At 51.8% G+C, this 13,978-nt stretch carries 12 protein-coding genes; 8 read left to right on the forward strand and 4 right to left on the reverse strand.

Annotated elements, in window-relative coordinates:
- The first annotated feature begins 134 nt into the window (after positions 1-134).
- From hrpA to ACFOMG_RS07395, 5 genes are all read left to right on the forward strand, one after another.
- Positions 135-4,100: an ATP-dependent RNA helicase HrpA gene (hrpA, locus tag ACFOMG_RS07375; RefSeq protein WP_376865742.1), complete on the forward strand. Its 3,966-nt coding sequence runs from the start codon at positions 135-137 to the stop codon at positions 4,098-4,100.
- 158 nt (positions 4,101-4,258) lie between these two features.
- Positions 4,259-4,639, forward strand: coding sequence for an HvfA family oxazolone/thioamide-modified RiPP metallophore (locus tag ACFOMG_RS07380; protein WP_376865744.1), 381 nt, complete (start codon positions 4,259-4,261; stop codon positions 4,637-4,639).
- Positions 4,640-4,645: 6 nt separating this feature from the next.
- Positions 4,646-5,485, forward strand: coding sequence for an HvfB family MNIO-type RiPP peptide maturase (locus ACFOMG_RS07385; RefSeq protein WP_376865745.1), 840 nt, complete (start codon positions 4,646-4,648; stop codon positions 5,483-5,485).
- A 1-nt stretch (position 5,486) separates the two neighbouring features.
- On the forward strand, positions 5,487-6,227 hold the full coding sequence (locus ACFOMG_RS07390; protein ID WP_376865746.1) for an HvfC family RiPP maturation protein: 741 nt from the start codon (positions 5,487-5,489) through the stop codon (positions 6,225-6,227).
- A gap of 255 nt (positions 6,228-6,482) precedes the next feature.
- Positions 6,483-7,220 (forward strand): MlaA family lipoprotein, encoded by a 738-nt coding sequence (locus ACFOMG_RS07395; RefSeq protein WP_376865747.1) that lies wholly within the window; start codon positions 6,483-6,485, stop codon positions 7,218-7,220.
- Positions 7,221-7,277: 57 nt separating this feature from the next.
- On the opposite strand, the gene ACFOMG_RS07400 is transcribed toward ACFOMG_RS07395, so the two are convergent.
- Positions 7,278-8,351, reverse strand: a complete 1,074-nt coding sequence (locus tag ACFOMG_RS07400) for a 3-deoxy-7-phosphoheptulonate synthase (protein WP_376865749.1) — start codon at positions 8,349-8,351, stop codon at positions 7,278-7,280.
- Positions 8,352-8,451: 100 nt separating this feature from the next.
- On the opposite strand from ACFOMG_RS07400, the gene ACFOMG_RS07405 reads away from it, so the two are divergent.
- Entirely contained in the window at positions 8,452-9,345 is an 894-nt protein-coding gene (locus ACFOMG_RS07405) for a DUF72 domain-containing protein (protein WP_376865750.1), read from the forward strand.
- 15 nt (positions 9,346-9,360) lie between these two features.
- On the opposite strand, the gene ACFOMG_RS07410 is transcribed toward ACFOMG_RS07405, so the two are convergent.
- Complete coding sequence (locus ACFOMG_RS07410; protein WP_376865751.1) at positions 9,361-10,134, reverse strand: sulfite exporter TauE/SafE family protein; 774 nt, start codon at positions 10,132-10,134, stop codon at positions 9,361-9,363.
- 134 nt (positions 10,135-10,268) lie between these two features.
- On the opposite strand from ACFOMG_RS07410, the gene cysB reads away from it, so the two are divergent.
- Complete coding sequence (gene cysB, locus ACFOMG_RS07415; RefSeq protein ID WP_376865752.1) at positions 10,269-11,243, forward strand: HTH-type transcriptional regulator CysB; 975 nt, start codon at positions 10,269-10,271, stop codon at positions 11,241-11,243.
- 63 nt (positions 11,244-11,306) lie between these two features.
- Here the strand turns inward: cysB and ACFOMG_RS07420 are convergent, their stop codons facing one another.
- Positions 11,307-12,044 (reverse strand): phosphoadenylyl-sulfate reductase, encoded by a 738-nt coding sequence (locus ACFOMG_RS07420; protein ID WP_376865753.1) that lies wholly within the window; start codon positions 12,042-12,044, stop codon positions 11,307-11,309.
- A gap of 258 nt (positions 12,045-12,302) precedes the next feature.
- Between ACFOMG_RS07420 and thrH the strand changes: the two genes are divergently transcribed.
- The gene (gene thrH, locus ACFOMG_RS07425) at positions 12,303-12,920 is read left to right on the forward strand and encodes a bifunctional phosphoserine phosphatase/homoserine phosphotransferase ThrH (RefSeq protein ID WP_376865754.1); all 618 of its coding nucleotides are present in this window, start codon (positions 12,303-12,305) and stop codon (positions 12,918-12,920) included.
- A gap of 76 nt (positions 12,921-12,996) precedes the next feature.
- Here the strand turns inward: thrH and ACFOMG_RS07430 are convergent, their stop codons facing one another.
- Positions 12,997-13,974: an anthranilate synthase component I family protein gene (locus ACFOMG_RS07430; RefSeq protein ID WP_376865756.1), complete on the reverse strand. Its 978-nt coding sequence runs from the start codon at positions 13,972-13,974 to the stop codon at positions 12,997-12,999.
- Positions 13,975-13,978: the final 4 nt, after the last annotated feature.

The raw sequence follows: 13,978 nt of genomic DNA on the forward strand, positions 1-13,978 counted from the left end.
GCGTTTTTTATTGCATTTTTTAAAGCCTGAAGTAACCGGTGGTTTGCAACGCAGCGACAGGATGTCGTGTTAAGATCGCCTGCAAATTGCCTGTTGTTTCACACTGTACAGCGTAATCAGAAAGCGAGTCTGCATTGTTTAGCCATCAGCCTGATCAGGCATCCAGCCCCAGCACCGATATTAAAGCCTTACATCAGGCGATTGATCACTGTCTGATTAAAGACAGGTTTGCGCTGCGTCGCAGTGTTCGCCAGATCAGCAATCTGATGGCTGAAGGTAAGTCGTTTGATGCTCTGCTGGAGAAATTACTGGCGCGCATTCAGCGCAGCCAGCAGCTGGTGTCGGTGCGCTCGCAAGCGCTGACCGTCAGTTATCCGGATTTACCGGTGTCTGAACGCAAAGATGAAATTCTGAAAGCGGTTCAGGAGAATCAGGTGGTGGTCGTCGCTGGCGAAACCGGCTCCGGTAAAACCACGCAGTTGCCCAAAGTCTGCCTGGAGGCCGGTCTTGGGGTATATGGCCGCATCGCTCACACTCAGCCGCGCCGTTTAGCGGCCCGGGCAGTGGCCGGACGTATTGCTGAAGAATTGCACTGTCAGCTGGGTAATCAGGTTGGTTTTCAGGTGCGTTTTACCGATCAGAGTAACGACCAGACCCGCATTAAGCTGATGACTGACGGTATCCTGCTGGCGCAAACTCAGCATGATAAATTTCTCAATGAATACGACGTTATTATTATCGATGAGGCGCACGAGCGCAGCCTGAATATCGATTTTCTGCTGGGTTATCTGAAACAATTATTGCCGAAACGCCCGGACCTTAAACTGATCATTACCTCGGCGACCATCGACGTCGACCGCTTTGCCAATCATTTTGCCGATGCTGATGGCAAACCCGCACCGGTTATTGAAGTGTCGGGCCGGACGTTTCCGGTGGAAACCCGTTACCGGCCACTGGTGCGGGAAGATGAAGACGGTGAAGACCGTTCCTTGTTTGACGGCATCGCCGAGGCGCTGGCCGAGTTACGCAGCGAAGACAAAAACAAAGGGCAGCCTGGCGATGTTCTGGTGTTTTTACCCGGTGAACGTGAGATCCGGGAGTGTGCCGAGTTTTTACGCCGGGCTCAGTTGCCGGCGACTGATATTCTGCCCCTGTATGCCCGTTTGAGTGCCGGCGATCAGCAGAAAATTTTTAAACCTCATGGTGGCCGGCGGGTGGTTCTGGCCACCAACGTTGCCGAAACCTCGTTAACGGTCCCGGGAATCCGGTACGTTATCGATTCCGGTGTGGCACGCATCAGTCGTTACAGTTATCGCAGTAAGGTACAGCGCTTGCCGGTGGAGGCGATTTCTCAGGCCAGTGCCAACCAGCGTGCCGGTCGCTGTGGCCGGGTAGCGCCGGGGATTTGTATTCGGTTGTATGAGGAAAGTGATTTTCTCGGTCGTGATGAATTTACCGACCCGGAAATCCGGCGTACCAATTTAGCATCGGTGGTGTTGCAGATGCTGCACCTGAAGCTGGGGCGGCTGCAGGACTTTCCCTTTGTTGATGCCCCGGATGAACGTTTTGTCAAAGACGGCTTTAATCTGTTACAGGAACTGGAAGCGGTTAATGGCAAGCAGCAGCTGACGGCGCTGGGGCGGCAAATGGCACGGCTGCCGGTCGATCCTCGTATTGCCCGGATGATGCTGGAAGCGCAACAGCAGCGCGCTTTAACCGAAGTACTGGTGATTGCCGCCGCCTTGACCGTTCAGGACCCGCGTGAGCGGCCGCCGGAGAAACAACAGCAGGCGGACGAAAAACATCGCAGCTGGAAAGACGAAGACTCCGATTTTGTTTCGCTGCTGAATCTCTGGCAGGCCTACGAGGAGCAGCGCCAGGAGTTATCGCAAAATCAGCTGCGTAAATGGTGTACAAAACATTTTCTGAATTACATGCGTATGCGTGAGTGGCGCGATACCCATCGCCAGCTGCATATCTTATGCAAAGAACTTGGGCTTCAGGAAAACCAGCAGGCTGCGAATTATGACGCACTGCATAAATCGCTGTTATCCGGCATGTTAAGTCAGGTTGGTTTTAAGTCTGAGAGCGCTCAATCGAACCCGGGGGAATATCTGGGTGCCCGTAATCGTAAATTCTGGATTTTTCCGGCCTCCGGCCAATATAAGAAAAAACCAAAATGGATGATGGCGGCAGAAGTGGTGGAAACCAGCAAGTTATTTGCCCGTACCGTCGCTAAAATTGAACCGCAATGGATTGAAGAAATTGGCAAGCCTCTGCTGAAGTATCAGTACTTTGAACCTCATTGGCAGGAAAAGCGCGGCCAGGTAATGGCATTTGAACAAAGTACGCTATACGGCCTGATCGTCAACGCAAAAAAACGTGTGAACTATGCCGACACCCACCCGAAAGAGGCGCGGGAAATTCTGATTCAGGAAGGTCTGGTTGAACAAAAGATACGCACCAAAGCCGATTTTTATCGCAAAAATTGTCAGCTGTTGCAGCAGGTCACTGAATACGAAGAAAAATCCCGGCGCCGTGACCTGGTTATCGATGATGCTTATCTGGCTGAGTTTTACGATAAAGCCTTACCCGATCATATTGTCAGCTGTAAACATCTTGAGCGCTGGTTTAATAAAGCCGCTGCTGCTGAAAAACAGGCGCTGTATTTTACCCGGGATTTTCTGCTCAGTCCGGAGGCCGCCGGGGTGGGTGCCGGTGATTACCCGGCGGAACTGGATTGGCAGGGCATGGCGTTCCCGTTAAGTTACAGCTTTGCTCCGGGGGCCGCGGATGATGGCGTCACCCTGAGTGTTCCGGTGGCCATGTTGCAGCAGGTGCCGGCGGAACAAACCGAATGGCTGGTGCCCGGCTTTATTGAAGAAAAAGTGATTGCGCTGATTAAAGCGCTGCCAAAAGCCATTCGTAAGCAGTTTGTCCCGGTACCGAATACAGCCCGTGATTTTCTGCAACAAAGCGGGCCGGCACAGGGAGGTTTGTACAGCCAGTTGCTGAATTATCTGAATAGCCGGTTGCGGCCAGAGCAGGTCGAGGCGGACGAGTTTCGTAACAGTGAGCTGGTCGCTTATCTGAAGATGAATATCCGGGTACTGGATGGCGATAAAATTCTGGCCGAAGATCGCGATTTAGAGCAGTTAAAGGCGCGTTTTTCGGATGCGTCTCAGGCCCAGATAGAAGATCTGACCCACAGTGCTTTCCAGCGTGATCAGGTCGAGCAGTGGGATTTTGGTGATTTACCCAGCAGCACTCAAACGGCAGTAAACGGCTTGCCGGTGCGCGCATTTCCGTGCCTGAAGCCAGCCAGTTCTCAGGCCGGGAAAACGGATATTGAGCTGGCTGTTGAGGCGGATGAATACAAAGCACGGCAGTTGCACCGGCTGGGGGTGTGTCAGCTGATCCGCAAGCAGCTTCCGGCTCAGGAGCGCGCGCTGAAAGCGTTTATTCAGCAGCAAATGAAAGGAAAGTGGCTGTATTGTAAAGGCGTGGGTTCTGAGGCCGAATTGACCGCCGACCTGATTCAGGCCGCATTTATTCAGACCTTTGTGCCGCTGGATGACGATTTACCGTATCAGCAACAGGCGTTTCAGCAGCGGCTTGAACGCCGGGCCGAACTGCTCGAGCATGGTGAGAAACTGCTGGGTCAGTTTATCGAATGGGTAACCTTGCGGCATAACATCCTTAAAGCCATGTCGGGTGCGGTCAGTCTTGATCGGGCCATGGCGTATTCCGATGTTAAAGCGCACCTGGAGCGTTTGCTGGCACGGGGTTTTATGCAGCGTACTCCCTGGGGGCGGCTGCAGAGTTATGGCCGCTATCTGAAGGCGATGGCGTATCGTATTGAAAAACTGCAGGGCAATCTGGCGCGTGATCGCCAGTCGATGATTGAGTTTGATAGTTTGTATAAACCTTATCAGCAGGCGCTGACGCAGCCCGGGGCCGATCAGCATACAGAGCTGAGCGAATTTGGCTGGCTGCTGGAAGAATGGCGGGTGTCTTTGTTTGCTCAGCCACTGGGAACGAAAGAGCCGGTCTCGTTGAAACGCCTGAAAAAACGCTGGGGAGAAATCGCCAAACCCTGATTCTTTGGGGTAATTTTTTGCAAAAAAAGTTGAACTGTCGTCGCATTCCGGTAACTAATAGGTGTTCATTGGTATCAGCAACAGCAGGTACCGCTGACAACTGTCGGGGTTACCTGGCAGCTGGTTTTAACCCTCTAGTAAAACAACAGGAAACGATCATGGCTAAAACTATTAAACCCGTCGCCGCTGCGCTGGGTACTGCATTTGTAACCGCGATGGCCCAGGCGCCTCTGGCTTCTGCTGCTGAAAATCCATTTGCTTCTTCTGAGCTGCAAGGCGGCTACAAACTGGCTGAACATCACGGTGAAGGTAAGTGTGGTGAAGGCAAATGTGGCGGCAAAAAAGCACGTGGCGAAGGTAAGTGTGGTGAAGGTAAGTGTGGCGGTAAGAAAGCACACGGCGAAGGTAAGTGTGGTGAAGGCAAATGTGGCGGCAAGAAAGCACGTGGCGAAGGTAAGTGTGGTGAAGGCAAATGTGGCGGCAAAAAAGCACGTGGCGAAGGCAAGTGTGGTGAAGGTAAGTGCGGCGGTAATAAGTAATTCATTATGAATTATCCCGTACAGGGTGCTGGACTGGGTCTGCGGCGGGCATTGATGAGCTCGCTGGCAGACCTGCCAGAACACCAGATTGATTTTATGGAGGTGGCCCCGGAAAACTGGATTGGTGTCGGTGGGCGGCTGGGGAAAAAATTCCGCAGCTTTACGGAGCGATACGATTTCCTTTGCCATGGTTTATCTCTGTCTATCGGCAGTCCGGCACCACTGGATGAAGACTTTGTCCGTCAGGTTAAAGCCTTTATGGCAGAGCATGGCATTAAAGCGTACAGCGAACACCTGAGCTATTGCAGTGATGATGGCCATATGTACGACCTGATGCCGATTCCTTTTACAGAAGAAGCTGTCAGTTATGTGGCAGAACGTATTCAGCGAGTGCAGGATATTCTTGGTCAGCGTCTGATTATAGAAAATGTTTCGGCTTATGCTGAGCCGGGTAAACAAATGGAAGAAGCTCAGTTTGTCTGTGAGGTGATCAGGCGGGCAGACTGTGATTTGCTGCTGGATGTTAATAATGTTTATGTTAACAGTATTAATCACGGCGGCGATGCTCTGGCGTTTATTAAAGCGATGCCAAGTGAACGCATTAAATACCTGCATGTTGCCGGGCACTTTGATGAAGCGGATGACTTGTTGGTGGATACCCACGGCATGGCCGTTAAAGATATTGTCTGGCAGTTACTGGCCGATACTTATCGTATTCACGGTGTGATTCCGACGCTGTTAGAACGCGATTTTAATTTTCCGCCGCTGGCGGAGTTGTTATCTGAGGTTGAGCAAATCCGGCGATTACAGTCGATATCGGCCGGCCAGTGTGAGCGGGCAATCTGAAATGGCCGAACACCTGAGTCAACAACGTGCTTTTGCCGCGCATATTCGCGACCCACAGAAGGTGCCTGTGCCTGCGGGAATTGAATCGCGGCGGATGAAAATTTATTCCGATCTGTTTTTTAACAATATTAAAGGTTTTCTGGATGGTACCTTCCCGGTCTGTGCTGAAGTGATCGGGGAATCGCGTTGGCATGATCTGGCGCGCAGTTTTTTTGCCAGCCATCGCTGTAAAACACCTTATTTTCTTGAGATACCGCGAGAGTTTCTTAATTTTCTCGAGCAGGGTGCCGATGGCAGCGAATCTGATCCGGATTATTTATACGAGCTGGCACATTATGAGTGGCTTGAGCTGGCGGTTGATGTTTGTCAGGAGTCAGTCATGGAGAGGTTTGATGCCAACGCTTCGCTGGCGCAGAGTATTCCGGTATTGGCCGCGGCCGCTCAGGCATTTGTGTATCAGTACCCGGTACACCTGATCAGTGTTGACAACATTCAGCCGCCGCAATGCCAGACGGCACTGATAGTGTTTCGTGATCGCCAGGATCAGGTGCGCTTTATTGAAACCAATCTGATGACACTGCAGCTACAGATTATCCTGCAGCAGCAGGAACTTACCGGGACGCAGGCCGTCGAACAATTATTACAGCAATCAGGTATGGCTGTGACGGAGGTGGCACTTCAGGGCGGGCTGACTATTCTCGAAGAGTGGCGGCAACAAGGTCTGATTCTGGGTGGCCGCTGATGGGCTGAGCAGCCTGGCCAATAACCGGAATTTTGCCAATATGACCTTTCAATCTTTTGCTCATTTCTGCTGATGCTGCTGGTGCTGTTTTTCCAGGGAGCCGGCCGTTATTTCAGTATTGATTACTGGATTAAAAAACGTTTTCGTCCGGCGCATACATAGTGTTCCATTAATCACGGTTTTAAAAAGCGCTACGGCGCTTTTTTTGTCACATTGTTGCTGGTTTAATAGCCAAAAACCGATTGGATGGTATTTATGAGATTTTTTACCCTGCTTTTGGGGGTGTTACTGCCTGTTTTGGTTGCAGCTGAGACGCCGGACCCGGATCCCTGGGAAGGCTTTAATCGTAAGGTTTTTGCGTTTAACGAAACCATGGATGAATATATTCTGCGCCCGGTGGCAAAAGGATATCAATACATCACTCCCGAGCCGGTCGACCAGTCTGTCAGCGCTTTTTTTTCCAATCTGGGTGACGTCGTTGTGATTGTGAACGATCTGGCGCAACTGAAACTTGGGCAGGCGGCTTCGGACAGTGCCCGCTTTCTGGTGAACAGCACGGTTGGCTTTTTTGGTATTTTTGATGTCGCCAGCCACATCGGTCTGGAAAAACACGACGAGGACTTTGGTCAGACGCTTGGCTATTGGGGAGTCGGGACCGGCCCTTATCTGATGTTGCCGTTTATGGGGCCAAGTACCGTTCGGGATACGTCGGGTATGGGCATCAGTTTAGTGGCGGATACCGCTTATACAGAATTAGGTGAAAACTACGCGCAACAAATTGGTCTGTATGCCATCAATGGTATTGATACCCGGGCTGATCTGATTGCTTCTGAAGGCCTGATCAGTGGTGATCGTTATACCTTTATCCGTAGTTTTTATCTGCAGCGCCGTGAGTATCTGGTGAATGATGGTCAAACGGATGATGAGTGGGGGGATGACGACTGGGACGATGAATCCTGGGATGACGACGAATGGCAGGAAGATGAGTTCTGATTACCGGCTGCAGAAATAACAAGGCCGCATTGAATGCGGCCTTTTTTGTTATGCCTGTCAGGCATTGCGTTTGGGCAATACGTCTTTCAGTTTGTCACGCATTTTACGAATCGCCTGCTCGGTCTCATCCCAGCTGATACAGCCATCGGTGACCGACAAACCGTATTCCAGATCATCCAGGTTGGCTGGGATATTCTGGCGTCCGTGTTTGATGTTGGACTCGACCATCAGGCCAATAATGGACTGATTACCTTCCAGGATCTGGTTGGTGACATTGTCCATGACCAGTGGTTGCAGTTCAGGTTTTTTACTGGAATTTTCATGGCTGCAATCCACCATGATGTTGTTTGGCAGGTCGGCTTTTTCCAGTGCCTGCTCAGCCAGCGATACGCTAACGGAGTCGTAGTTGGGCTTGCCGCCGCCACCACGTAATACCACGTGACCGTAGTTATTACCGTTGGTTTCCACGATGGAAACGGAACCGCTCTGGTCGATACCCAGGAAGCGGTGTGGGTTTGCCACCGACATCAGGGCATTGGTGGCAACGGTCAGGCTGCCGTCGGTACCATTCTTAAAACCAACCGCAGAGGACAGGCCGGAGGCCATTTCGCGGTGGGTCTGAGATTCGGTTGTACGAGCGCCGATGGCTGACCAGGTGATCAGATCCTGCAGGTATTGCGGTGAAATCGGATCCAGAGCTTCGGTTGACAGTGGCAATCCCATTTCAGCCAGATCGAGCAATAATTGGCGGGAAATGTGTAAGCCTTCCTGAATTTTGAAGGTGTCGTTCATGAAAGGGTCGTTAATCAGACCTTTCCAGCCGACGGTCGTACGTGGCTTCTCGAAGTATACCCGCATCACCAGGTACAGAGTGTCAGATACTTCTTCTGCCAGCACTTTCAGGCGCTGAGCATAATCTTTGGCAGCATCCACGTCATGGATCGAACAGGGACCGACTACCAGGAAAATACGGTGGTCTTTGCGGTCCAGGATGTCGCGCACCGTCTGGCGTCCTTGCTGTACGCAGGCAACGGCTTCATCGCTGATCGGCATTTCTTTTTTTAACTGATCGGGCGTGATCAGCGGCGTAATTGACCCGATATTCAGGTCTTCAACACGGTTGTCTGTCATTATGCTTCCTAAATCGACATGGCTGAGTTCAGCATAAAAGCTTTTGTTACAATAACTCCCGATTATGACAAAACATGAATGAAAAGCACACTTGAATCCGATGCAAACTGATCTGAGCCACGCAATTAGTGCGGCTAATCTTCGTTTTGGCCTGCCTATGTGGTTTATGGAGGCCTGGCGAGGCAATGTGTTAACCGCAGGGCAGGTTAGCCGTACCGCGTTGACCGATTACAGTCGCGCCTTTGCCAGCGTTGAAGGCAATACTACGTTTTATGGCTTACCTGCGGCTGAGCGGGTGCGGCAGTGGCAAGCGCAGGTGCCACCACATTTTCGTTTCTGTTTTAAGTTGCCCCGGTCGGTGTCACACGCTGATGATCTGTTGCAGGCGTATGCCGGAGAGCGCAGTCAGTGGCAGGCATTTTGTGCTCAGCTGGCGCAGCAGCTGGGCGTGGTCACGCTGCAGTTGCCAGCCGAATTTTCACCGTCGCGTCTCAGCGAATTATTGGATTTTATTGCGCTGTTACAGCAGGACAGTGGCGCTGAGGTATCGGTTGAGTTGCGTCATTCTGCTTTTTTTAACAAAGGGCAGGAGGAGCGGGCATTATTGCGGGGTTTGCAGCAGTTGGGCGCCGGTCGCACGGTATTTGATAGTCGTGGCTTATTTGCTGACGCCAGCACGAGTGACGAAGTACGTGATGCGCAGCTTAAAAAGCCGAGAATGCCGGTTCATCCTGTTGCAACTTCCCAGACGCCAGTGGTGCGTTTTATCGGCCACAGTGACTGGCAGCGGAATCTGACTTATTTATCTCAATGGCAGCAAAAGTTGCAACAGTGGCTGGCAGAAGGGCGAACGCCTTACTTTTTTATTCATACTGCCGGCAATACCGACGTGCAATATTTTGTTCGTTTTATTGAGTCGTTATGGCAGCTGCCGGCAGCGGACTGGGCTGGAGAAAACGAAGCCGGTCAGACGGAGGATTTATTTTCCGTCTGACCGGCCGGAAGGACGTCAGAAAAAGGCGTATTTGGCACCCAGCGTAAACAACAGGCTGGCGAGAATGGGCTTGAGCCATTGTTCCGGCATACGGCGGCTGAGGCGACTCCCCAGGTGAATGGCAGGCAATGAGCCGAGCAGCAGGGCACCGAGTAGCGAAAAGTCGACGTTGCCGAGGTACATATGGATCAGGCCGGCTGCCAGCGTCAGTGGAACCGCGTGGGCAATGTCCGTTCCTACCACGTTCGTGGCCCGCAGTGTCGGATACAGCAGCATCAGAATAGCGGTGCCAATAGCTCCCGCACCAACGGACGACAGAGTAACAAACACGCCAAGAAAGACGCCCATCAGCCAGGTTGATACGCCGCGGTACTGGCTGAAGCGATTGCTGACGTGAGTGGCTGACCAGCGCTGAATGCGGCTGCGGAATAAAATCACGACCGCGGTAATCAGCAACATACCACCCAGTGCGTTGCTTAGTAAGATGGCGTACTGTTCGGAGTCTTCAAATAAGGTCTTGAGAGCGGTGCCGGTAATCAGCGCGGCGGGAATGCTGCCGAGCGCTAATAGTTTCACCAGTGGCCAGTTCACATGCTGTTGTTTGTGGTGGCTGTAGGCGCCTCCGGCTTTCGTCAGAGCGGCGTACATCAGGTCGGTGCCTACGGCAATATGAGGCGGGAAACCGAACATCAGCAACAGTGGTGTCATCAGTGCGCCGCCACCAATGCCGGTGATTCCAACAATCAGGCCCACCAGTGCACCGGATGCTATATATAACAAAAATTCCATAAAATATGGTCTACAGTAGTACCAGTGGCTCTAAAAAAATTGACGAAGCTAATGTATTATCTTGCATCTATTCTGGAAAAGAATATTTGTTTATATTTTTATAACAAAAGTTTAGGTAAGGAGCGGGAGGAAGTATGAAGCTACAGCAGCTGCGCTACATCTGGGAAGTTGCGCATCATGACCTGAATGTCTCAGCAACGGCTCAGGTTTTGTACACCTCCCAGCCCGGCATCAGTAAGCAGATTCGTTTGCTGGAAGATGAGCTGGGCGTGGAAATTTTTGCCCGCAGTGGCAAACATCTGACCCGTATCACCCCGGCTGGTGAGGCCATTCTGGAAGTGGCGGGGGAGATTCTGCGTAAGGTGGAGAGTATTAAGCAGGTTGCTCAGGAGTTCAGTGATGAAACCAAAGGCAGTTTGTCGATTGCCACCACCCATACCCAGGCGCGATACGCATTGCCTGGTGTGATCGAAAACTTTATGCAGAAATACCCGGAAGTCTCGCTGCACATGCATCAGGGAACGCCGATGCAGATTGCAGAGATGGCGGCTAATGGCACCACGGATTTTGCCATTGCAACGGAAGCGATGGAGCTGTTCTCCGATCTGATTATGATGCCGTGTTATCGCTGGAACCGCAGCATTCTGGTGCCGCGCAATCATCCGCTGGCGCAGAATCCACGGCCGTCGCTGGAGCAAATTGCCGCGTATCCACTGGTGACGTACGTATTTGGTTTCACCGGCCGTTCAAAGCTGGATGAAGCGTTTAAAACCCGTGGCCTGACGCCCAGGGTGGCCTTTACCGCTGCCGATGCTGACGTGATCAAAACTTACGTTCGGCTAGGGGTTGGTGTTGGAATTGTCGCCAGTATGGCGCTCGATAAAGAAATCGATTCCGATCTGGTGGCGATTGATGCCAGCCATCTGTTTGCACCCAGTGTCACTCAGATTGGTTTCCGCAAAGGCACCTTTTTACGCGGGTATATGTACGACTTCATTCAGGCCTTTGCACCGCATCTGAGTCGGGATCTGGTAGAAAAAGCTTCTCATTGCCATAACCGCCAGGAGCTGGAGGCGTTATTTGCGGCGGTGCCACTGCCTGAGCATTAAGTTAAGCGACTTCTGGTAAGGCATCCCCTGCTGAGAATAAGTGCTCAGCGGGGGATTTTTGTATCAGCCTTTGCTGATGATATTGCCGGCGTGCAAGCCACACTCTTTATGGCCAGCACCTTCCCACCACCAGCGACCTTCGCGTTCGTGCTGATTCGGCAGTGTCGGCCGGGTACAAGGCTGGCAGCCGATGCTGATATACCCCTGCTCGTGTAACTTATTATAAGGTACGTCGAACACCTTGATGTATTCCCATACCTGGGCGGACGTCCATAACGCCAGAGGGTTGTATTTGATCAGTGTGCCGTTGCGTCCCTGAAAGGCGCTATCTTCTTCGATCAGATGAACGTCACTGCGGGTTCCCGGACTCTGGTCACGGCGTTGCCCGGTAATCCAGGCATCCAGCGTAGCCAGCTTGTTTTTTAATGGCGCAATCTTGCGTACGCCACAACATTGTTGGTGCCCGTCTTCATAAAAACTGAACAGGCCTTTCTCACGGACAAAATCCTGCAGCGCCTGTTGTTCCGGGGTGCGGATGTCAATGCGGATACCATAATGTTTACGCACCTGTTCGATAAACTCGTAAGTTTCGGGGTGCAGGCGCCCGGTATCAAGGGTGAATACTTTAACCTCCGGGTCAATTTTAACGGCCATATCAATCAGAATGACATCCTCTGCACCACTGAAGGACACGGCGATTTCGTCGTGTTGCTCCAGCGCATAACGAATCAGTTCTTTGGGGCGTTGGTCGGCAAACTGCTCATTCAGTTCGGTCAGGTTTTCTGTCATGGCAAAACTCATCTGCTAATCTGCGGTGTGGCAGCCGTGCCTCTGTTGGCGGGCACTGGGCTGGGGTCAGGCATGGCAGCCTGATGCAACGAATGTTGTAGGCTATCACGGGCTGAATATCTCATTTAATAATATTAAAGAATATTTATCCTTGATTTTGGTAATAAAAAAGCCGAACCGCTGTTTCTTTTTATTGAGAAAGGCACCGCTTGCCGCTAGAGTACGCCGCCGAAACGAAACCGAAAATAACCGATCTGTACGGGAGTCATCATGGAAATCGCATGCCTGGATCTGGAAGGGGTATTAGTCCCTGAAATCTGGATTGAATTTGCTAACAAAACCGGTATTGAAGAGCTGAAGGCAACGACGCGTGATATTCCGGACTATGACGTATTAATGCAGCAACGTTTGCGCATTCTGGATGAAAACAAACTGAAAATTCAGGATATCCAGGAAGTGATTGCGACACTGAGTCCATTGGAAGGTGCACGTGAGTTTGTTGATTGGCTGCGTGAGCGTTTCCAGGTAATTATTCTGTCGGATACCTTTTATGAGTTTTCTCAGCCACTGATGCGTCAGCTGGGTTTCCCAACGCTGTTCTGTCATCGCCTGATCACTGATGATGAAGGTCGGGTGGTTGATTACAAGCTGCGCCAGGCTGATCCAAAGCGTCAGTCCATCCGTGCTTTGCAAACTATTTATTACCGCACTATTGCAGCCGGTGACTCTTACAACGACACAACCATGCTGGCCGAAGCGGATGCGGGTATCCTGTTCCATGCCCCGCAGAACGTTATTGATGAGTTTCCGCAGTTCCCGGCGGTGCACAATTATGAAGATCTGAAAAAAGAGTTTATCAAAGCCAGTAACCGTGAACTGACTCTCTGATAATCTGTGGATGTCACTGAAGCGGCGGTCAAACGCCTGCTCAGCGACGAAGGCTACCTCGTGTGAAAGGCTGCTCTTAAAGTGGAGTAGCCAATATCTTTCCTACTTTTGCCAGAATCTCCTGGTATTCATCATCCGCCGTAGACGCTACCGTGATTCCGCCGCCGCCCCAGCAAAAAGCGCCTTGTTGGGTTGCTTCGATGGTACGGATCAGGATGTTGAAGTCGGCATGGCCTGCATCGTCAAAATAGCCCAATGAACCACAATAAGCGCCGCGTGGTTGCGCTTCCAGCTCGGAAATAACCTCCATCGCCCGTTTTTTCGGTGCCCCGGTGATTGAGCCGCCGGGAAACGCATCACTGATAACATCGACTGCACAATCGCCGACTTTGCGTCTGGCTGTAATGGTGCTGACCAGGTGATGGACATTAGCATGGCTTTCCAGCTCGAACAGCTTCTCGACTTTAACGCTGTGAGGTTCGGCGTGGATGCTGAGGTCGTTACGTAATAAGTCGACAATCATCAGGTTTTCCGCCAGATCCTTGTCGCTGTCTCTCAGCTGTTGTGCCAGTTGCTGGTCTTGCTGCGCTGTTTTTCCACGTGGCAGGGTACCTTTGATCGGGCAGGTTTCAATGCGCTGCCCATCGATACGGATAAAACGTTCCGGGCTGACACTGAATAACGTGCCGTCAGGGCTTTTCAGGTAACCGCCAAAGCGTGGCTCAAACGTCTGTAATAAGTTCAGCGGAGATTGTTCGGTCAGGTCTTCCGGGCAACAAAACGGCATCGTCAGGTTGACCTGGTAGCAATCTCCGGCGGCTAAGTAGTGTTGCACTCTGGAGAAGGCCTGGTGATATTGCGTCTGACTCCAGCCTGGTTGCCAGTGCCGTCTCCGTGGACCGGGATTGTTTTTGCCGGTAAATAACTGCCTGATGGGCTGCAGCCAGTGTTGCAGATCGGATGGTGTGAGTTGTCGGGGGTTCTGTAACCAGACACTGTCGTCAGTCCAGTCAATCAATAGACTGGCAGGGTAGTCGCCAAACCAGCCATTCAATGCG

The sequence above is a fragment of the Bacterioplanoides pacificum genome (genome assembly GCF_042648445.1).
Classification (GTDB): Bacteria; Pseudomonadota; Gammaproteobacteria; order Pseudomonadales; family Oceanobacteraceae; genus Bacterioplanoides; species Bacterioplanoides pacificum.

Coding starts and splice junctions, on each gene's coding strand:
- ACFOMG_RS07380 (WP_376865744.1), top strand. CDS start 4,259: ATGGCTAAAACTATTAAACCCGTCGCCGCTGCGCTGGGTACTGCATTT.
- ACFOMG_RS07385 (WP_376865745.1), top strand. CDS start 4,646: ATGAATTATCCCGTACAGGGTGCTGGACTGGGTCTGCGGCGGGCATTG.
- ACFOMG_RS07390 (WP_376865746.1), top strand. CDS start 5,487: ATGGCCGAACACCTGAGTCAACAACGTGCTTTTGCCGCGCATATTCGC.
- ACFOMG_RS07395 (WP_376865747.1), top strand. CDS start 6,483: ATGAGATTTTTTACCCTGCTTTTGGGGGTGTTACTGCCTGTTTTGGTT.
- ACFOMG_RS07400 (WP_376865749.1), bottom strand. CDS start 8,351: ATGACAGACAACCGTGTTGAAGACCTGAATATCGGGTCAATTACGCCG.
- ACFOMG_RS07405 (WP_376865750.1), top strand. CDS start 8,452: ATGCAAACTGATCTGAGCCACGCAATTAGTGCGGCTAATCTTCGTTTT.
- ACFOMG_RS07410 (WP_376865751.1), bottom strand. CDS start 10,134: ATGGAATTTTTGTTATATATAGCATCCGGTGCACTGGTGGGCCTGATT.
- cysB (WP_376865752.1), top strand. CDS start 10,269: ATGAAGCTACAGCAGCTGCGCTACATCTGGGAAGTTGCGCATCATGAC.
- ACFOMG_RS07420 (WP_376865753.1), bottom strand. CDS start 12,044: ATGAGTTTTGCCATGACAGAAAACCTGACCGAACTGAATGAGCAGTTT.
- thrH (WP_376865754.1), top strand. CDS start 12,303: ATGGAAATCGCATGCCTGGATCTGGAAGGGGTATTAGTCCCTGAAATC.